The organism is Cognatiyoonia sp. IB215182 (assembly GCF_033963905.1).
Taxonomy (GTDB): Bacteria; Pseudomonadota; Alphaproteobacteria; order Rhodobacterales; family Rhodobacteraceae; genus Yoonia.
The window spans coordinates 214,595-233,134 of sequence record NZ_JAXBMB010000007.1; the positions used below are offsets into that span (position 1 = coordinate 214,595).

General features: G+C 59.8%; 18 protein-coding genes. 16 read left to right on the forward strand and 2 right to left on the reverse strand.

The genetic code is table 11. The features are described 5' to 3' along the window. Positions 1-4: 4 nt before the first annotated feature. From SLH47_RS16080 to SLH47_RS26385, 10 genes are all read left to right on the forward strand, one after another. Positions 5-940, forward strand: a complete 936-nt coding sequence (locus SLH47_RS16080; protein WP_320240703.1) for a phosphate acyltransferase — start codon at positions 5-7, stop codon at positions 938-940. After that, positions 937-1,995 carry an acetate kinase gene (locus SLH47_RS16085; RefSeq protein ID WP_320240704.1) on the forward strand — a complete coding sequence of 353 codons (1,059 nt, stop codon included), beginning with the start codon at positions 937-939 and terminating at the stop codon, positions 1,993-1,995. The genes SLH47_RS16080 and SLH47_RS16085 overlap by 4 nt, the downstream gene beginning before the upstream one ends. A gap of 3 nt (positions 1,996-1,998) precedes the next feature. After that, positions 1,999-2,760 carry a sulfite exporter TauE/SafE family protein gene (locus tag SLH47_RS16090; RefSeq protein ID WP_320240706.1) on the forward strand — a complete coding sequence of 254 codons (762 nt, stop codon included), beginning with the start codon at positions 1,999-2,001 and terminating at the stop codon, positions 2,758-2,760. Beyond that, positions 2,757-3,773 (forward strand): YeiH family protein, encoded by a 1,017-nt coding sequence (locus SLH47_RS16095; protein ID WP_320240991.1) that lies wholly within the window; start codon positions 2,757-2,759, stop codon positions 3,771-3,773. Before SLH47_RS16090 ends, SLH47_RS16095 begins: the two co-directional genes overlap by 4 nt. Before the next feature lie 22 nt (positions 3,774-3,795). Then, the gene (locus SLH47_RS16100) at positions 3,796-6,618 is read left to right on the forward strand and encodes a molybdopterin oxidoreductase family protein (protein ID WP_320240707.1); all 2,823 of its coding nucleotides are present in this window, start codon (positions 3,796-3,798) and stop codon (positions 6,616-6,618) included. After that, entirely contained in the window at positions 6,600-7,190 is a 591-nt protein-coding gene (locus SLH47_RS16105) for a DUF6882 domain-containing protein (protein ID WP_320240708.1), read from the forward strand. Before SLH47_RS16100 ends, SLH47_RS16105 begins: the two co-directional genes overlap by 19 nt. A 52-nt stretch (positions 7,191-7,242) precedes the next feature. Further along, positions 7,243-7,392 carry a hypothetical protein gene (locus tag SLH47_RS16110; protein WP_320240710.1) on the forward strand — a complete coding sequence of 50 codons (150 nt, stop codon included), beginning with the start codon at positions 7,243-7,245 and terminating at the stop codon, positions 7,390-7,392. Further along, positions 7,389-8,150, forward strand: a complete 762-nt coding sequence (locus SLH47_RS16115) for a 4Fe-4S dicluster domain-containing protein (protein WP_320240712.1) — start codon at positions 7,389-7,391, stop codon at positions 8,148-8,150. Before SLH47_RS16110 ends, SLH47_RS16115 begins: the two co-directional genes overlap by 4 nt. Then, on the forward strand, positions 8,150-9,022 hold the full coding sequence (locus SLH47_RS16120; RefSeq protein WP_320240713.1) for a dimethyl sulfoxide reductase anchor subunit family protein: 873 nt from the start codon (positions 8,150-8,152) through the stop codon (positions 9,020-9,022). Before SLH47_RS16115 ends, SLH47_RS16120 begins: the two co-directional genes overlap by 1 nt. 192 nt (positions 9,023-9,214) lie before the next feature. After that, positions 9,215-9,355 (forward strand): SEC-C metal-binding domain-containing protein, encoded by a 141-nt coding sequence (locus SLH47_RS26385; protein WP_413785652.1) that lies wholly within the window; start codon positions 9,215-9,217, stop codon positions 9,353-9,355. 107 nt (positions 9,356-9,462) lie between these two features. Here the strand turns inward: SLH47_RS26385 and SLH47_RS16125 are convergent, their stop codons facing one another. Continuing rightward, positions 9,463-10,524, reverse strand: coding sequence for a sn-glycerol-3-phosphate ABC transporter ATP-binding protein UgpC (locus SLH47_RS16125; RefSeq protein ID WP_320240714.1), 1,062 nt, complete (start codon positions 10,522-10,524; stop codon positions 9,463-9,465). Positions 10,525-10,529: 5 nt separating this feature from the next. Further along, on the reverse strand, positions 10,530-11,333 hold the full coding sequence (locus tag SLH47_RS16130) for an IclR family transcriptional regulator (RefSeq protein ID WP_320240716.1): 804 nt from the start codon (positions 11,331-11,333) through the stop codon (positions 10,530-10,532). A 162-nt stretch (positions 11,334-11,495) separates the two neighbouring features. Here SLH47_RS16130 and SLH47_RS16135 point away from each other — a divergent pair, with 162 nt between their 5' ends. The 6 genes from SLH47_RS16135 (at position 11,496) to SLH47_RS16160 (ending at position 18,539) form a co-directional block, all read left to right on the forward strand. Then, positions 11,496-12,758 carry an ABC transporter substrate-binding protein gene (locus SLH47_RS16135; protein WP_320240718.1) on the forward strand — a complete coding sequence of 421 codons (1,263 nt, stop codon included), beginning with the start codon at positions 11,496-11,498 and terminating at the stop codon, positions 12,756-12,758. A 132-nt stretch (positions 12,759-12,890) separates the two neighbouring features. Further along, positions 12,891-13,838, forward strand: coding sequence for a sugar ABC transporter permease (locus SLH47_RS16140; RefSeq protein ID WP_320240719.1), 948 nt, complete (start codon positions 12,891-12,893; stop codon positions 13,836-13,838). Further along, entirely contained in the window at positions 13,838-14,686 is an 849-nt protein-coding gene (locus SLH47_RS16145; protein WP_320240721.1) for a carbohydrate ABC transporter permease, read from the forward strand. The genes SLH47_RS16140 and SLH47_RS16145 overlap by 1 nt, the downstream gene beginning before the upstream one ends. 24 nt (positions 14,687-14,710) lie before the next feature. Further along, positions 14,711-16,888 (forward strand): alpha-galactosidase, encoded by a 2,178-nt coding sequence (locus tag SLH47_RS16150; RefSeq protein WP_320240723.1) that lies wholly within the window; start codon positions 14,711-14,713, stop codon positions 16,886-16,888. Beyond that, the gene (locus SLH47_RS16155) at positions 16,885-17,643 is read left to right on the forward strand and encodes an SDR family oxidoreductase (protein WP_320240724.1); all 759 of its coding nucleotides are present in this window, start codon (positions 16,885-16,887) and stop codon (positions 17,641-17,643) included. Before SLH47_RS16150 ends, SLH47_RS16155 begins: the two co-directional genes overlap by 4 nt. Then, positions 17,640-18,539, forward strand: a complete 900-nt coding sequence (locus SLH47_RS16160; protein ID WP_320240725.1) for a 2-dehydro-3-deoxygalactonokinase — start codon at positions 17,640-17,642, stop codon at positions 18,537-18,539. Before SLH47_RS16155 ends, SLH47_RS16160 begins: the two co-directional genes overlap by 4 nt. Position 18,540 lies beyond the last annotated feature (1 nt).

Here is an 18,540-nt window from a genome sequence, read left to right on the forward strand (position 1 = left end):
CCTGATGAACCACCCATTTCCATTCCTCGCCACTGACACCGCCGATTGCCCTGCAAGCCTTTTGTCCCGCGCGCAAGCGCTGCCGACACCCCGCGTTGCCCTTGTGAATGCGGGCAGCGAAGTGCCTTTACGCGGTCTGCGCGAAGCAGTGGAACTGGAACTGGCAGAGCCGGTTCTGATCGGCGACCGCACCAAAATCGCCACGGCAGCAGAGAAGATCAGCTGGGACATCAGGCCCTATCGGCTTGAACATGCGCCGCATGCCGAGGCTTCGCCGCGCGCCGCGGCGCTCGCGAGGGCGGGCGAGGTGGACAGCATCATGAAAGGTCAGGTGCACACGTCCACCTTTCTGAAAGGCCTGATGCCCTCCGCCGCTGGCCTGCGCGACAAGGGCACGCGCTGCGGACATGTCTTTCACATCACAAAACCCGGCAGCGACCGGCCGCTATTCCTGACCGATGCCGCGCTGAATGTGGACCCCGATGTAGCAACGCGCAAGGCGTGTCTGATGCACGCGATCCGTCTGGCCGAGATCCTGGGCGATACAGATATCAAGGCCGGGATCCTTGCCCCAACCGAAGACCCGATCCCATCTGTCCCCAACACGATGGAAGCGGCTGAAATCGCCGCCTGGGCCAAAGACGCGCTGCCAAACGCGACCGTGCAGGGACCTATGGCGCTTGATCTGATCTTCAGCCGAGAGGCGGCTGACCTGAAAAACTACGCCTCCGACGTCTCGGGCGATGCCGACATCATGCTCGTCCCCAACATCACCTCGGGCAACGCGCTGTTCAAGCTGATGGTGCTGGGCATGGGTTGCTGCGCCGGCGGATTGGTCATGGGGCTGAAAGTGCCGGTTCTCTTGACCTCGCGCAGCCAGAAGGCCCCGGATCGCATTTGTTCAGCCGCATTGGGCGCTGTTGTGGCGGCGGCATCATGATCCTTGTCGTCAATGCAGGCTCCTCCTCGCTGAAGGTCAGCGTTTATCAGCCCGACCTGACCCGGATTGCGGATGGCATGATCAGCAATATCGGCACGGACGGGGTGCTGGCATTGGACGGCACAAAGGCGCCGGTCACAACGGCTGACCATGCCGACGCGTTGGCACGGATGCTCGCCGCATTGGCCGAGGCCGGACACAGCGCATTCACCGCCGCGGCGCATCGCGTGGTGCATGGCGGCACCATTGTAACAGCACCGTCGCGGATCACCCCCGATGTGCTCACAGATATCCGCGGCTGCATTCCGCTGGCACCGCTGCATAACCCGGTCAACCTGACCGCGATTGAGGCGCTGGCCGCCAGCCACCCAGACTTGCCGCAATATGCCAGCTTTGACACGGCCTTTCACGCGACCATACCGAATGTCGCCAGCCGCTATGCGATCCCCGTTGAGCTGCACTCTGCTGGCATCCGCCGTTACGGATTTCATGGGCTGAGCTATGCCAACATGGTTCACGCATTTGGCGATGCCCTGCCCGACCGCTTGCTGGCCCTGCATCTGGGCAACGGGGCAAGCCTTTGTGCCATTCACAAAGGACGCTCCGTCGCGACCTCGATGGGGTATTCGCCGCTATCAGGTCTGACGATGGGCACGCGGTCAGGCGATATCGATGGGGCCGCCGTTTTGCGCATCGCCACCGATATCGGCCCGACCGAGGCGGACCGGATGCTCAACAAAGACAGTGGCCTGCAGGCGCTGGCGGGCGACAACAACATGAAAACCCTGCTGGAGCGTGATGACGACGCGGCGAAGTTCGCGGTCGATCATTTCTGCTACTGGGCGGCGCGCCACGCAGGGTCTGCCATCGTGGCGATGGGTGGTGTGGACGCTGTCGCCTTTACCGGCGGGATCGGCGAAAACGCGGCACCGATCCGCGACCGGATCATGGAGCATCTCGCCTGTTTCGGAGATGTGCCCGTACATGTCGTCGTCGCTGATGAGGAAAAGCAGATTGCACGTGACGCGCTCAGCTTGATGGAGGCGGGGCGCTGAACGATGGAGAGCCTTCTGACCCTCACCAATCTCAGCGCGCAGGAGTTTCTGATCCTGACGTTGATCGTTTTGGTGGCGGGGATTGTCCGAGGCTTTTCGGGGTTCGCACTCTCCGCATTGATTATGGCAACGGCAGTCCTGATCCTGCCGCCCGTTGAGCTTTTGCCCATGCTCTGGTGGCTCGAACTGAGCGCATCGATTTTGATGATCAAGGAAGGCTGGGCCGCAGCAGATCGCGGAACGGCGATTGGCCTTGTCATCGGCTCAACTGCGGGCTGGCCGCTCGGCCTTTGGCTGACCGTGACGCTACCGGTTGAGACCTCCAAGCTGATCGCACTCAGCATCATCATCGTGTTGGCCATATCGCAACTTGGCAAACTGAAGCTGTCGTTTCTGGCGACCAGACCGGGACTTTACGGGACAGGCATCGTCGCCGGGATCGTCAGCGGTCTTGCCCATGTAGGCGGTATGGTTGTGGCGCTGTATGTGCTGGCAAGCGACGCACCCGCCCGCCAGATGCGCGCCTCGCTTGTTCTATTTCTCTTTCTCGGTTCACTGACCTCGATGATCACCCTGTTGATCTTTGGGGTTATGGATTTCTCCGGCGTCACGCGTGGGCTCATCTTTGCGGTACCCACGATGATCGGCGTCTATTTGGGGCAAAAGCTCTTTATCCCCGGGCTTGCGCAATACTATCGACCGTTTTGCCTCACGCTGCTTTGCGCGCTGGCAGTGGTGAGCCTGATCCGGACACAGGTCACATGATCGCGTCGCTCAGCCCCGCAGCGATTTCGGCACGCAGCAAAGTGCTGTTTCCCGGCGTCGTGGTCGCGGGCCTCACCGCGATCGCCGCCCAATGGCTGGCCGAGCATTACGCGACGCCGGCCATGCTGCTGGCGCTTCTGTTGGGTATTGCACTGTCCTTTTTGGGGGAAGAGGGCAAAACGGTCGAAGGGGTCGGCTTTGCCGCACGCACCTTGCTACGTTTGGGGATCGCGTTTCTGGGCGCACGGATCAGCATGGAACTGACCGCGCAACTTGGTTTGCCACTGGTCTTGCTGATCATCGGAGCGGTGGCCGCGACGATTGCGTTCGGGCTTCTGGTGGGCCGGTTCTTTGGGTCAAAATGGCGGTTTTCATTCCTGACGGCAGGCTCTGTGGCGATTTGCGGTGCTTCTGCCGCCTTGGCCATCGCCGCGATCTTGCCAAAGGACGAGCGGTCTGAACAACGTCTCTTGTTCACAGTGATGGGCGTCACGGTCCTCTCGACCATCGCCATGATCGTCTATCCGATCATCGTGAACCTGTTGAGCCTGAACGATCTGGCCGCCGGTGTTTTCCTTGGCGGCACTATCCATGATGTGGCGCAGGTCGTCGGGGCCGGTTTCTCGGTGTCCGAGAATGTGGGCGACACCGCGACCCTCGTGAAACTGATCCGCGTGTCACTGCTGGCCCCCGTCGTGATCATCGCCGCCCTTCTGATCCGCAGCTTTGCAACGCCTGATGAAAGCGGTGAGCGCCCGCCGATCATCCCGGCATTTGTCATCGGGTTCCTTGTGCTCGCCACCCTCAATTCACTGGGGTGGATCCCCGGCACAATCGCGGACCTTTTGTCCGAAGCCTCGCGCTGGTTGCTCCTCACGGCCATCGCCGCCGTGGGCATGAAAACCAATCTCAAGAAGGTCTTGGCCGTCGGTGGTTCGGCCATCGCCCTGATCGTCACCCAGACCATTTTCATTGCAAGCATCATCCTATCCGGGGTTTACTTCCTCACCTGATAGCCGCCCGAAAGGTTCGCCCATGTCACTTGATCAGCCGCCGCTTGATACCTCGCCCAAGGTCTCGGACGAGGTGCGCAAGACGACCTGTTACATGTGCGCCTGCCGTTGCGGGATCAATGTGCATATGAAGGACGGCAAGGTCGCCTATATCGAAGGCAATCGCGATCATCCGGTGAACAAGGGTGTGCTTTGCGCGAAGGGCTCTGCGGGGATCATGCAGCACAACGCGCCCTCACGGCTGCGCGCGCCCTTGCGGCGGATTGGTCCGCGCGGATCGGGAGAGTTCGAAGAGATTTCGTGGGAAGAGGCGCTGGGTCAGGCCGTTGATTGGCTGCAGCCCATCCGGGAGAAACACCCCGAAAAGCTGGCCTTCTTTACCGGCCGCGATCAGTCGCAGTCTTTCACCGGCTTCTGGGCGCAGGCCTACGGCACGCCCAATTTCGCCGCCCATGGCGGGTTCTGTTCGGTCAACATGGCCGCCGCTGGCATCTACACAATGGGCGGCGCGTTCTGGGAGTTTGGCCAGCCTGATTGGGAGCGCACGAAGCTTTTCATGCTGTTTGGCGTGGCCGAGGACCATGACAGCAACCCGATCAAAATGGGCATTGGTCGGCTGAAAGCACGCGGCGCACGGATGATCGGCGTGAACCCGATCCGCACGGGCTATAACGCGGTTGCGGATGATTGGGTTGGCATCACGCCAGGAACGGACGGGCAGTTCATCCTCGCTCTCATCCATTGCCTGATGAAGGCGGGCAAGGTCGATCTGGACTATCTTGCGCGCTTCACCAATGCGTCGGTGCTGATCGACGAAGATGAGAACTCACCGCAATATGGCCTGTTCCTGCGCGATGCGGAGGGTCAGCCGCAGGTAATAGACCGGCGCACTGGGCAACTGGCGCCGTGGAATGGTGAAGGGGTCGAGCCGGATCTCGCCGCCACCTATCGCTCCGCCGGTGTGACGCATCGCCCGGTCTTTCACCTGATGGCCGACCGCTATCTGTCGGACGAATACGCGCCCGAGGCTGTTGCCGAAAGCTGCGGCATCCCCGCCGAGCGCATTCGCGCGATTGCGGCTGACCTCGCCCGGGTCGCCTTTGATGAGGCGATTGAAATCGACCAACCCTGGACCGATTTCCGCGGCAAAAAGCACGACAAGATGGTCGGTCGGCCCGTGTCATTCCACGCCATGCGCGGCATCTCGGCCCATTCCAACGGCTTCCAGACCTGCCGGGCGCTACATGTGCTGCAGATCATCCTCGGCTCGGTCGAGGTGCCGGGCGGAATGCGTTTCAAACCGCCCTACCCCAAACCTGCAACGGCGCACCCCAAGCCGCATGGCAAGGTGACCCCCGGCGCGCCGCTCGACGGCCCGCATCTGGGCTATACGAACGGCCCCGAAGACCTGCTCTTGGCGGATGACGGCACGCCCAAGCGGATCGACAAGGCCTATTCCTGGGAAAACCCGATGTCGGCCCATGGGCTGATGCACATGGTGATCTCAAACGCGCATGCGGGTGTGCCGTACAAAATCGACACGCTCTTCATGTATATGGCCAACATGTCGTGGAACTCGTCGATGAATGCCGGCGGCGTCCATAAGATGCTGACGGACAAGGAAGAAAACGGCGACTACGTGATCCCGCATATCATCTATTCCGACGCCTATTCGTCGGAGATGGTGGCCTATGCCGACCTGATCCTACCCGACACGACATATCTGGAGCGGCACGATTGCATCTCGCTTCTCGACCGTCCGATCTGCGAGGGCGACGCGGTTGCCGACGCCATCCGGTGGCCGGTGGTGGAGCCTGACCGGGATGTGCGTGGCTTCCAGTCGGTTCTCTGCGATCTCGGCGCGCGGCTCGGCATGCCGGGTTTCATCAATGACGACGGCTCGGCGAAGTACAAGGACTACGCCGACTACATCACCAACCACATCCGCCGCCCCGGCGTCGGGCCGCTCGCAGGCTTCCGGGGCAACGGCGATGACCATGGCCGAGGCGAGGTCAACCCCAACCAGATAGACCGCTATATCGAGAATGGCGGCTTCTGGATGGAACATGTTCCGGATGAAGCCGCCTTCTACAAACCCTTCAACGCCGCCTATCAGCATTGGGCGGTCAGGATGGGGTTCTATGATGTGGTGCAGCCCTACATCTTCCAGCTTTATGTGGAACCATTGCGCAAGTTCCAGGCCGCCGCCGAAGGCATCGGCGAACGCCAACCGCCCGAGCACCTGCGCGAGCGCCTGAAGACCACGATGGACCCGCTGCCGATATGGTACCCACCATTTGAGGACGGAGCGGTCGATCCGGAAGAATACCCGATCCACGCCCTCACCCAGCGCCCAATGGCGATGTATCATTCCTGGGGAACCCAAAACGCATGGCTCCGACAAATCCACGGGCACAACCCGCTCTACGTGCCAACAAAGATCTGGGAGACAAACGGGTTCAAAGACGGTGATTGGGCCAAAGTCTCTTCTGCCCATGGCAGCATAGTGGTACCCGTCGCGCATCAGGCGAGCCTGAACGAAAACACGGTCTGGACATGGAACGCGATCGGCAAACGCAAAGGAGCCTGGGCGCTGGACGAAAACGCGCCGGAAGCTACGAAAGGGTTCCTGCTCAACCACCTGATCCACGAACTCTTGCCCGAAAAGGGTGATGGACTGCGCTGGGCAAATTCCGACCCGGTCACCGGTCAGGCAGCCTGGTTCGACCTGCGCGTGAAGATCGAAAAATCGGCCGTACCGAACGAGGCGCAACCGGCGATGCCAGCCATCAAATCACCCGTTGGCAAGGGGCCTGAAGCCTTGGCATGGAAGGTCCAAGACTGATGTTCGGCTGGTTCAAAAGATCCGGGCAAAAACCGGAGGTGTATGAGGGCGAGGGTATTTTTCTAAAATGCCCAGATTGTGATAACTATCACCGGTCACCCGATATCCCCTCATTTGATGCCGCCATTCGGTTGGCCTGCGAAACCGTCGGCGCGACAACGCAGAAAAGCTACTCGGAATATAATTGCCTTAGTTCAGATGGACGCTGGGACATGCTGCCAGAGGAGGGCATTTTTTGTTTCACCAACTCTGACGGTCGCCGGTGTTTTGCAGATTTCAGCCTAGTTGGATCATGGATTGAGGCGACACATTCGTGGATGTGGGGCTGGAACCTGCCTGATACCCACATCACACCCGCCAATCGCAAAGCCAGTGACCTTGCACGCGCCAAAGGCGAGGCCGAGGGCTGGCCATGCCTGACCACGCCTTCGCTACTTTTGAACGCGGACGAGGCTTGGCATCTGACCGACCTTGCCGCATTCCTTGCCGGATATCCGATGGTCTACCGTGCAAAGGTGAATGAAAAGGCATGGGCGTATTTCGCGATTGATCAACTGGCGTGGGAAACATGATCTGGCATTTCTCACACCATTTAACACGCACCACATCAGTGCGGGGGCGATCATGACAACACGCCGTACTCTTTTGCTGATCGCCGCCTTTGTCACCCTGACGCTTGGCAGTTTCATCTGGTTCGCCGCGACCTGGGACCCTGAAAACAGACAACCGATTGGCCAGCACGCGCCAGCTCAAATCGAAAGGGCCACGTCATGACCCAACTCCCGCCGCCATCAGAAAAGAAGCTTGGGCTTGTCATTGATCTTGACACATGTGTTGGCTGCCATGCCTGTGTCGTCTCGTGCAAAGGCTGGAATACTGAGAACTATGGTGCACCGCTCTCTGATCAGGAGCCATATGGCGCGAACCCGTCGGGCACTTTCCTCAACCGGGTTCATTCCTATGAGGTGCAGCCGGATCAGGGTGCCGCCCAACTGATCCACTTCCCGAAGTCATGCCTGCACTGCGAAGATGCCCCATGCGTGACCGTCTGCCCCACGGGGGCCAGCTACAAGCGCTCCGAGGATGGCATCGTTCTGGTCAACGAAACCGACTGCATCGGCTGCGGCCTCTGCGCCTGGGCCTGCCCTTATGGTGCACGTGAGTTGGACGCCAAGGAAGGCGTGATGAAGAAATGCACGCTTTGCGTGGATCGGATCTACAACGAAAACCTACCCGAGGAAGACCGGCAGCCCGCCTGCGTGCGCACCTGCCCCGCGGGCGCGCGGCATTTCGGGGATCTCGGCGATGCGGAGAGCGACGTGTCCAAACTCGTCGCCGAACGTGGCGGCTTTGATCTGATGCCCGAACAGGGAACAAAGCCCGTCAACAAATACCTGCCGCCACGGCCCAAAGACGAAATGCCGGAATTTGACGTGCTGGCACCCTATCTGGAGCCTGTCGCACAGGATGGTGCGGGCTTTGCCCATTGGCTGGACAAGGCCCTTTCCGCTCTGCCCGGAGGTGCCAAGTAATGCATCCCGCCCCAAGCGTTATCATTTTCACCACGTTCTCTGGCCTTGGATTTGGCCTCTTGTTCTGGCTTGGCATCGGGTTGAGCGCACCAACGGGTCTTGCCGCCTTCATCTGGTTCGCCCTCGCCTATATCTTTGCCGTTGGTGGACTTCTTGCATCAACGTTTCACCTTGGCCACCCGGAGCGGGCGATGAAGGCATTCAGCCAATGGCAAACCAGCTGGCTCAGCCGCGAGGCCATTTGCGCCGTTATTACCCTTGTTCTGATGGGGATCTACGGGCTCGGCCTTGTGTTTTTCGGTGCACGCTGGAACCTCTTTGGCGTACTCGGCGCGGTCTTTGCGCTGCTGACCGTGTTCACGACATCGATGATTTACGCACAGCTGAAGACCGTCCCCCGATGGCGGCATTGGACAACGCCAGCACTCTTTCTGGTTCTGGCGCTTGGCGGTGGTGCGTTGTTGCGCGGGCAGATCACAACCGCAGGCATGCTCTTGCTGATCGGCGCGGGCCTGCAGTTCTTCGCGTGGTATTCGGGTGATACGCGGTTCGCTGAAGCGGGAACCGATATGTCAACCGCGACGGGGCTCGGTAAGATCGGGAAGGTCCGCGCGTTTGAGCCGCCGCATACCGGCACCAACTACCTGATGCGCGAATTCATCCATCAGGTGGGCCGCAAACACGCGCAGCAATTGCGCGCCTTGTCGTTGATCCTCGGATTTGGTGTACCGGTGATCGTCCTGCTCATCACATCCGGGCATCTGGGCGCGGCTGTTGCAGTGCTCAGCCATATCCTCGGCGTACTCGCGCTACGCTGGCTCTTCTTTGCAGAGGCCGAGCATGTCGTTGGCCTTTACTACGGAAAACGATGACCCATCACGCATAAAATTCGTCGCCTTCCTTCGGTGCCCGTGATACGCGCGTCCCACGCAAACACGAGTGATGGAGGCTGTTATGGCAAAACGTATCAAACCAGAAGATCGCCCCTCCTTTCGAGGTAATATCGAAACGGCGTAAGTCTTTCCCGTCTGAAACTCATGTAAAGACCGGTCCGCGCATGGTGCATGGGCGATGTTGAACTAAGCGAAAAACTGGGTCGCAATGACCCCTGCCCCTGCGGTTCGGGACGGCGTTTCAAAAAGTGTTGCATGAAAGGCGGCAGGTATGATGGCGGTCGGCGGGACCACTACTTTTGGAGAGCGTAAGTAACTCCGCTACCGCAATGAATATGGCTCGCATTTACTGCGAGCCATCCACAGATTGCCGAAGAATATTCAGAGACTCTTGCCAAGAGTGCCCGATAACTCCGGCGTCACGACCTGATGCGTTGCTCGGTCTCAGCATCAAATAGGTAAATGCGGTTTGCATCAATTCTGACTCCCACCTGTGACCCTTCAACGGACCGTTCATCGCCGCGTTCCTCGACCACAACACGCTCGCCCGTCGCGCTGGTCAGATAAGCAAATGACACCCCACCGAGGCTTTCGGTCAGTTCAACCTTGTGCGTATCCCCTGCCGGGTCGATGCTCAGATGTTCGGGCCGCGCACCGACGCTGAGCGCCTTGCCCTCGTAAGCCGTGCTGACAAGCCCATCGAATTGCGCACCAAGGCCGGGCGCGTCCACGCGGCCATCCTTCACCGCGCCGCTGACAAAATTCATCGCCGGCGATCCGATAAAGCCTGCGACAAACTTGTTATCCGGATCGCGGTAGAGATCCATGGGCGCGCCTACTTGTTCAATATTGCCTGCCCGCAACACCACGATCTTGTCGGCGAGTGTCATCGCCTCGACCTGATCGTGGGTGACATAGATCATCGTCGCGCCGATTTCCTTGTGCAGGCGCGCGATTTCGACCCGCATTTCGACCCGAAGCTCGGCATCAAGGTTCGACAGTGGTTCGTCGAACAAAAAGACCTCTGGCCCGCGCACAATGGCACGGCCAATCGACACACGCTGGCGCTGCCCGCCTGACAGGGCGGATGGCTTGCGATCCAGATATTGTTCCAGCTTCAGGATGCGCGTCGCCTCGGCCACTTTGGAGTCGATCTCGGACTTCGGATGGCCGTTCATCTTTAGCCCGAACCCCATATTGTCGCGGACGGTCATGTGGGGATAAAGCGCGTAGGTCTGAAACACCATCGCCACGCCACGCTCAGCCGGGTCCATGCGCGTGACATCGCGTGTGCCGATATGCATCTGGCCTTCGGTGGTTTCCTCAAGCCCCGCCACCATCCGCAGCAAGGTGGACTTGCCGCAACCCGATGGCCCGACGAAAACGCAGAATTCGCCATCCTGAATATCCAGATCAATCCCGTGGATGACCTGCACATCGCCGTAGCGTTTGATCACTTTGTTCAGCGTAACACCCGTCATGGCAATCAAGTCCTTGTTGTTTCTTTCGTGTCGTAGTCGGGAAAGCTCCAGTTCCGGGCATCCCGTGCGATTTTTTCGGCGGTGTCCTGAAGGATCGGCACGTAGCCTTCCAGACCGGCGAGGTTCGTGCGACTTGTGGTGCTTGTCACCGACAGCGCGCCCAGCACGCGTCCGTTTTCGGTCAGGATCGGTACCGCCACGCAGATGATCCCCGGTTCGTGCTCTTCGCGGTCAAAGCCGTATCCATTGGCTTTGATCTTTTGCAATTCGTCGCGCAGCGCATCCGGTGTGGACAAGGTCTGTGGCGTGAAGACGTGAAAGGATTGCTGTTCGATGATCGTGTCGACAAGCGACGCATCTGAAAAGGCCAACATGACCTTGCCAACGCCGGTACAATAGGCCGGCCCGACCTTGCCCGCTTGACTGTACATCTGCACCGGATTTCCGGCATTGCGTTTATCGATATAGAGGACCTGCGCATGATCGAGCTGCGCCAGATGCACGGTTTCGCCAACTGCCCTGCTCAGCGCATCGATATGTGGGCGGGCCAATGGCGCGAGCGTTGATTGCTCCCACGCTGCATGGGCCAGCCGCACCAGCCGGACGCCGGGCGCGTATGTCTGCCGTTCGGGGTCGTAGGATAGCATCTGCTGATTGGTGAGCGTCTGCACAAACCGGTAAAGTGTGGGTTTGGGAAAGGCAGAGCCCGCCAGAAGCTCACTGAACTTCACAGGTCGGCCAAACGCGGCCACCTGATCCAGGACTTCAAGCGCCTTGCCGACCGTGCCGTCACCGGTCACACGTCCCATATTTCCTCCCACATGCCGGTTGGATTCAGGCGCGAGCCTCCTTACCCACGCTGCCCTCGGCTGTTGACAAGGCTAGCCGAGTCGCTGTTTAGTATCAACATCCAAAACTGAGTTTCAAATAATGAAACTCGGAACGATACGGAAGCATACTGGGAGGACACCATGCATTCCACTTTGAAAACGTCGCTTGCGGCGTTTGTTGCGGCTGGCATCACGTCATCAGCGACAATGTCTTATGGACAGGATCTGTCTGGCGAGCTGAACATCATCTCTGACATGTCAAACCCCGCGCCGCGCGCCGTGATGGAAGGTCTGGCAGCGGACTTTGACGCTTTGCACCCCAATCTTGAGGTCAACCTGACAATCGTTGACCGCGAAGCGTGGAAGACACAGATCCGCAACGCGCTTGGCGCCAACCCACCCGACGTGGTGAACTGGTATGCCGCAAACCGGATGCGCCCTTATGTGGATGCAGGCCTCTTTGCCGATGTCTCTGACCTGTGGGAAGAGCCCGCTTTCGAAGCGCTCGCCTCGACCAAAGGGGCAATGACGCTTGATGGCGCGCAATGGGGTGTCCCCTACACCTACTATCAGTGGGGCGTTTACTACCGCAAAGACATCTTTGAACAATTCGGTCTGGAAGAGCCCAGCAACTGGGACGAGGAAAAGGCCAATTGTCAGACGCTGCTGGATAACGGCATCAAGTGCTACACGATCGGCACCAAGTTCCTGTGGACCGCTGGTGGCTGGTTTGACTACATCAACAGCCGCACCAATGGCTATGATTTCCACATCGCACTGGCCCGGGGTGAGATCGAATGGACCGATGACCGTGTCCGCCAGACCTTCGCCAATTGGCGTGAGCTGATTGATATGGGTGCCTTCATCGACGATCACCAGACCTATAGCTGGCAGGAAGCCCTGCCCTTTATGGTCAATGGTGAAGCGGCGGCTTACCTGATGGGCAACTTCTCGGTCGCGGCGTTCCGCGACGGTGGCCTGACCGACGATCAGCTGGACTTCTACCAGTTCCCAGTCATCAACCCTGACGTGGACTATGCCGAAGATGCGCCAACCGACACATTCCACATCGCATCCGGTGCACAGAACATGGATGCGGCGAAGGAATTCCTGCGGTTCGTGACCTCTGCTGAAGTCCAGACCGAGATCAATGGCGGTGATGCGCTTGGTCAGCTGCCCGTGAACGCCAACGCCTCCATCGATGATGACAAGTTCCTGGCCGAAGGCTTCGAAATGCTCTCAACGAATGCGGGCGGCGGCATCATGCAGTTCTTCGACCGCGACTTCTCTGCCGAGATGGCATCGGTCGGCATGGAAGGCCTGCAGGAATTCATGGTGTTCCCGGACAACCTGGATGACATTCTGGCCCGTCTCGAAGAGACACGTCAGCGCATCTATCAGTAAATTGCAGGATGGGTGAGTTCACCCATCCCCTGGCACCCACCCTGACGTAGGGTGGGTGCACCCCACCGCCCAACACATCCGCAAGGCCCTTCGGCTTTTCGCATGTGTTGACCCCGTCAGAGAGGCAGGACCATGACAAGTACGGCCGTCCCCGACACTGAGCTTGCACCTTCGCGCAGTTGGTACAAACGCAATGAAATTGCGGTCACGCCGTGGCTGTTCCTGCTGCCCGCGATGCTGTTCTTCGCGGTTTACGTCATTATTCCGATTGGCCAGTCTTTCTGGATTTCATTCCACCAATGGGACGGGCTGGGCGAGAAGACATGGGTTGGTACTGCGAACTACGAACGCCTTCTGGGCTGGGGCGACCAGAACATGGATCGCAAGTTCGAAACCTCGTTCTGGAACAACCTGAAATGGCTGGTGCTTTACCTTCTGGCGATCCCGGCGGGCCTTTTCATCGCGCTCTTTCTTAATCAGACGGTCCGCGGGATCAGGGTCTACAAGTCGCTGTTCTTCTTTCCCTTTGTGATCAGCCAGGTTGTCGTCGGCCTTGTTTTCAGCTGGTTCTACCTGCCGCGAGAGGGGCTTCTGAACGCCATTCTCGGCGTTTTCGGCGCAGGCCCGGTGAACATTCTTGGCGATCCGACGCTGGCCACTTACGGGATTATCGCGGCGGGCCTCTGGCCGCAGACGGCCTATTGCATGATCCTTTACCTGACGGGTCTCAATGCCGTGGACCCCGAACAGGTTGAGGCCGCGCGCCTTGATGGCGCGAAGGGGTGGAAAATGCTGTGGTACGTGATCCTGCCACAACTGAAACCCGCCACGTTCATCGCCTTTGTTGTGACGATCATCGGCGCCCTGCGCTCATTCGATCTGATCAGCGTGATGACCAATGGCGGGCCCTTCGGCTCTACCCGGGTTCTGTCGTTCTACATGTTCGAGGAATCGCTTTCCGAGTTCGGCTTCCGCATGGGATACGGGGCGGCCATCGCCGTGGTCCTGTTCTTCATCATGCTGGGCTTTATCGCCTATTTCCTCTGGTCCATGTACCAGGATGAGAAGGGGGCACGCTGATGTTTCCCACGCCAATCGAAAAACGGCCCCGGTCCGCGCAGATCACTTATCAGGCGTTTCTGCCACTTGCGTTGATCATCTGGCTGTTGCCTCTGATTGCCGTTGCGAATTTCTCGATCAAGCCAGAGGCCGATTTCGTCAACGGCAATTACTGGGGCATCCCCAGCAGCTTCGAGGCGCTGAACAACTACGGCAAGGTGTTCTTTGAATCGAACATGCCGCGTTACTTGTGGAACTCACTACTGATCACAGTGCCGACGGTCATCGGCGCGGTGGCCTTGTCCTGCATGGCCGGGTTCGCGCTGGGGGTTTACAAGTTCAAGGGCAACCTTCTGATCTTTTTCATCTTCATCGCCGGTAACTTCGTGCCCTTCCAGATCCTGATGGTGCCGGTGCGTGACCTCACGGTGAACCTCAACCTTTACGACACCAAACTGGGTCTGGTCCTGTTCCACATCGCCTTCCAGACCGGGTTCTGCACGCTTTTCATGCGGAACTTCATCCGCGCCTTACCCTTCCCCTTGATCGAGGCGGCACGGGTCGAAGGCGTCGCCGAATGGCGCATCTTCCTCTATGTCGTCTTGCCGCTGATGAAGCCCGCGCTAGCCGCATTGGCCGTGCTCATCTTCACCTTCATCTGGAACGACTATTTCTGGGCCGTAGTGCTCACGCAAGGGCCAGATGCCCAGCCCGTGACAGCGGGCATTACAGAGTTCAACTCCCAGTTCCGTGCGGCTTATCATCTGATGAGTGCGGGCTCGATCGTGGCTGCCCTGCCGCCAGTGCTCATGTTCTTTTTGATGCAGAAACACTTCATCGCCGGTCTGACACTCGGCGCGGTCAAGTAACTCATTTTTCGGAGCGTTACCGAAATGACAACGGATATTGTCGCGCGCAGCGGTGCCGGGTCTGGTCCTGTTCCCTCTGACGTCTCTGCGCCTGCGGGGCGCGAAAAACTGCGTACCGCACAACATGTCTGGCGCGTTGATGACGGGCGCCAGACGCTAGTGTTGACGTCCACCAATGACCGCTTGCCGCAGGTTGTCTATTGGGGCGCCCGCCTGCCGGAACAGGAAGACCTTGAGACGCTGCACGCCGCGGCGACCATTGATGTCACCGGCGGCATGCTGGACGAAAATCCGGACCTCTCACTCTGCCCCGAAGCGGTGCGAAGTTTCCCCGGCCAGCCAGGTCTGATCGTGCGGGACAGCGATGGCACGCCGCTTTTGCCCAAATTTCATTTCTCTGACGCGGTCCAGAAAGACGGGCTTCTTTGCCTGAGTTACTGGGACGCAACGAACCGGTTGGGACTGAAGTTTGCATTCAAGCACGACCACCAGACACATGTTATTACGTGCGAAACCCAACTGGACGCGGATCGGCCCGTGCACCTGCACTGGCTCGCCGCGCCGGTTTTGTCCGGCCCGCAGCAATCGGACGAGATGATCGACGTCTCGGGGCGCTGGTGCGGGGAATTCCAGCTGTCCCGCATCGCCTGGGCCCCCGGCATGCGCTATCGCGAAAACCGGACAGGGCGCACCGGGCATGAGCATTTCCCAGGGCTGATTGTACCCTGTCGCGGGGCGACGAATACTGAGGGCGAGGCCTACGCCTTCCACTATGGCTGGTCAGGCGGGCACAAGATGATCGCCGAGGAATTGCAGGATGGCCGTCGCCAGATCCAATGGGGCCATGCTGCAAGGATGGAGGTTGCACCCGCCACCCAATTCAAAACCGCCCCGCTTTACATCGCCTATTCCGACCGCGGGCTGAACGGCTGTGCCGTCGCTTTCCAACGCCACCTGCGCGACCGGATCGTCACCTGGCCCAAACCCAGCGCGCCGCGTCCGGTGCACTACAACTGCTGGGAGGCTGTCTATTTCGACCATAAGCTGCCCGTCCTGCAGGACATCGCGGATCGGGCGGCGGAACTGGGGGCAGAGCGTTTCGTGCTGGACGATGGATGGTTCGGCAACCGCGACGACGACACCCGCAGCCTGTCAGACTGGACGGTGGACGCCAGGAAATACCCTGACGGGCTGCATCCGCTGATCGACCATGTGCATGGGCTGGGCATGACATTCGGCCTCTGGTTCGAGCCCGAGATGATTAATGAGGACAGCGACATCCACCGCGCCAACCCGCATTGGGTGTTCGGGGCCGCCGACCAGACGCTGGGCCGCCAGCAAAAGGCGCTGAATATGGCTCTGCCAGAGGTGCGCGATTTTCTCTATGACCGCATGTCGGCGATCCTGCGCGATCACCATATCGACTACATCAAATGGGATCATAACCGGGTGCTGCCGATGCCGGATGCGGCGCAGACGCGCGGGTCCTATGCGCTCATCGACCGGCTGCGCGCCGATTTCCCGGATGTGGAAATCGAAAGCTGCGCCTCGGGCGGGGGCCGCATCGATTTCGGCATTCTGGAGCGCACCCAGCGGGTCTGGCTATCCGACAGCAATGATGCGCTGGAACGGCTGCGCATTCAGCATGACGCCGCGTTGTTCCTACCTCTGGCCGTTACCGGGTCCCATGTTGGTCCGCGCGTCTGTCATACGTCGGGCCGCACTCTCGATATCTCTTTCCGGGCCTGGGTCGCCGCCCAGCGCCATATGGGGTTCGAGATGGACCCGCGGGAGTTGACCGACCATGAGGCGGCTGTGCTCAAAGAGGTCACAAGTTGGTGGAAACATCACCGTCACTGGCTGCAGCGCGCAGATATCTTACGGCTTGACAGCGCTGACCCAGCGGTCATGGCCGAACAACATCTGTCTTTTGAGCAGGACCGCTTTGTCGTCTTCGCAGGCAAGGCCGCGACCAGCGCCCAGATCTCGCCCCGACCCTTGCGCCTGACAGCCCTCAGCCCCGATGCGACCTACCGTATCCGCCTGATCAACCGCGACAGCGCCCCGGGATTGTCGCGCGGCAATCCGATCCTGAAAGAACGCGCGATTGAGGTCTCGGGCACGTACCTGATGCGCCACGGCGTGACCCTGCCCTGGTCGTTCCCCGAACGGATGTGGGTGCTTGAGGGGGAGCGTCTATGACGGCGATCTATCCTGATCTTGACGGTGCCTCAATCTTTCTCACCGGCGGCGGCAGCGGGATTGGTGCGGCACTTGTGGCCGGTTTCCTCGCGCAAGGGGCCAAGGTGGCCTTTGTCGATTTCTGTGACGCCAGCGCGCTGGTCGACACACTTGCCGCAACTAGCGCCCATGCCCCGCTCTTTATCAAGTGCGACGTCACCGATACCGACGCGCTTCACGCCGCGATGGAACAGGCGCATGCCGCACACGGCCATTTCACCGCTCTGATCAACAATGCGGCAAATGACATGCGCTATGACGCGGATGCCATCACACCCGACATCTGGGACGCATCACAGGCCGTGAACCTCAGGGCACAATTCTTCGCCGTCCAAAAGGCGGCGGGCCTGATGGCACCCAAAGGTGCGATGATCAACTACGCCTCGATCACCTACATGATGGGCGCCGCTGGCATGGTGCCCTATGTGACCGCCAAGGCCGGTATCGTTGGCATGACCCGCGCGCTCGCCCGCGAATGGGGCACGCGAGGCCTACGGGTCAATGCCATCGCCCCCGGCTGGGTGATGACCGAAAAGCAAGAAGCCATGTGGGCGACGCCCGAAGCCAAAGCGGAATTCATCGAAAAACAATGCCTCAAGGAACATATACAGCCCGACGATATGGTGGGGCCGACCTTATTTCTGGCTTCCGAGGCTTCGGCCATGATGACCGGCCAGGTCATGGTTGTTGATGCTGGCGTGGTGCATGCAGGATGAGTAATGTGACACCAGACTGGATCGCCGTTGATTGGGGTACGTCGAACATGCGGGCCTGGGCCATGTCAGCCTCTGGCACGGTTCTGGCAGAGGCACGGTCGGACAAGGGCATGGGCGAATTGGCCCGCGATGAATTCGAACTTGAACTGCTGCGCACCGTCGGCGACTGGATCAGCGGCCCGATGACGGTTGTCGCCTGCGGCATGGTCGGATCGCGCCAGGGCTGGGTGGAGGCGCCTTATGCAAGCGTCCCCTGCCCTGCCTTGCCCGATGGACTCGCGCGCGCCCCGGTGCAGAACCCCGATCTGCAGGTCCATGTCATACCGGGCATCAAACAGACCGATCCGGCCGATGTGATGCGAGGCGAAGAAACCCAGATCGCGGGTTTCCTCGCGCGGAACAAGAACTGGGATGGCGTCATCTGTCTACCCGGCACGCACACGAAATGGGTCCATGTCAGCGCGGATGAGGTTGTTAGCTTTCAGACCTTCATGACAGGCGAGTTATTCGCCACGATCAGCGAACACACCGTCCTGCGCCATTCCCTCGCGACAGAAGGATGGGACGATGACGCCTTCTCAAACGCCGTTGAAGAGGCGATGGCTCGCCCCGAACGGCTTGCCGCGCGTCTTTTCTCTTTGCGCGCGGACGGGCTGCTGAACGATCTTTCAGCCGTCTCTGCGCGCGCGCGCCTGTCGGGTCTGTTGATCGGTGCTGAACTTGCTGCCGCCAAACCCTATTGGCTAGGTCAGCAGATCGCCGTGATCGGTGCCAGCGGGATATCAAAGCGCTACGTCGACGCACTTGCCCTGCTACATGCTCCGGCAACACAGGTGCAGGCCAGTGCCATCACCGTCGCGGGTCTGACGGCCGCATATCAACGCTTGAAAGGATAGC

What these genes read in the sequence shown, in the direction of transcription:
- SLH47_RS16080 (WP_320240703.1), top strand. Translation starts at nt 5, where the DNA reads ATGAACCACCCATTTCCATTCCTCGCCACTGACACCGCCGATTGCCCT.
- SLH47_RS16095 (WP_320240991.1), top strand. Translation starts at nt 2,757, where the DNA reads ATGATCGCGTCGCTCAGCCCCGCAGCGATTTCGGCACGCAGCAAAGTG.
- SLH47_RS16125 (WP_320240714.1), bottom strand. Translation starts at nt 10,524, where the DNA reads ATGACGGGTGTTACGCTGAACAAAGTGATCAAACGCTACGGCGATGTG.
- SLH47_RS16145 (WP_320240721.1), top strand. Translation starts at nt 13,838, where the DNA reads ATGTTTCCCACGCCAATCGAAAAACGGCCCCGGTCCGCGCAGATCACT.
- SLH47_RS16160 (WP_320240725.1), top strand. Translation starts at nt 17,640, where the DNA reads ATGAGTAATGTGACACCAGACTGGATCGCCGTTGATTGGGGTACGTCG.
- SLH47_RS16105 (WP_320240708.1), top strand. Translation starts at nt 6,600, where the DNA reads ATGGAAGGTCCAAGACTGATGTTCGGCTGGTTCAAAAGATCCGGGCAA.
- SLH47_RS26385 (WP_413785652.1), top strand. Translation starts at nt 9,215, where the DNA reads ATGGGCGATGTTGAACTAAGCGAAAAACTGGGTCGCAATGACCCCTGC.
- SLH47_RS16085 (WP_320240704.1), top strand. Translation starts at nt 937, where the DNA reads ATGATCCTTGTCGTCAATGCAGGCTCCTCCTCGCTGAAGGTCAGCGTT.
- SLH47_RS16120 (WP_320240713.1), top strand. Translation starts at nt 8,150, where the DNA reads ATGCATCCCGCCCCAAGCGTTATCATTTTCACCACGTTCTCTGGCCTT.
- SLH47_RS16110 (WP_320240710.1), top strand. Translation starts at nt 7,243, where the DNA reads ATGACAACACGCCGTACTCTTTTGCTGATCGCCGCCTTTGTCACCCTG.
- SLH47_RS16130 (WP_320240716.1), bottom strand. Translation starts at nt 11,333, where the DNA reads ATGGGACGTGTGACCGGTGACGGCACGGTCGGCAAGGCGCTTGAAGTC.
- SLH47_RS16135 (WP_320240718.1), top strand. Translation starts at nt 11,496, where the DNA reads ATGCATTCCACTTTGAAAACGTCGCTTGCGGCGTTTGTTGCGGCTGGC.
- SLH47_RS16115 (WP_320240712.1), top strand. Translation starts at nt 7,389, where the DNA reads ATGACCCAACTCCCGCCGCCATCAGAAAAGAAGCTTGGGCTTGTCATT.
- SLH47_RS16155 (WP_320240724.1), top strand. Translation starts at nt 16,885, where the DNA reads ATGACGGCGATCTATCCTGATCTTGACGGTGCCTCAATCTTTCTCACC.
- SLH47_RS16140 (WP_320240719.1), top strand. Translation starts at nt 12,891, where the DNA reads ATGACAAGTACGGCCGTCCCCGACACTGAGCTTGCACCTTCGCGCAGT.
- SLH47_RS16150 (WP_320240723.1), top strand. Translation starts at nt 14,711, where the DNA reads ATGACAACGGATATTGTCGCGCGCAGCGGTGCCGGGTCTGGTCCTGTT.
- SLH47_RS16100 (WP_320240707.1), top strand. Translation starts at nt 3,796, where the DNA reads ATGTCACTTGATCAGCCGCCGCTTGATACCTCGCCCAAGGTCTCGGAC.
- SLH47_RS16090 (WP_320240706.1), top strand. Translation starts at nt 1,999, where the DNA reads ATGGAGAGCCTTCTGACCCTCACCAATCTCAGCGCGCAGGAGTTTCTG.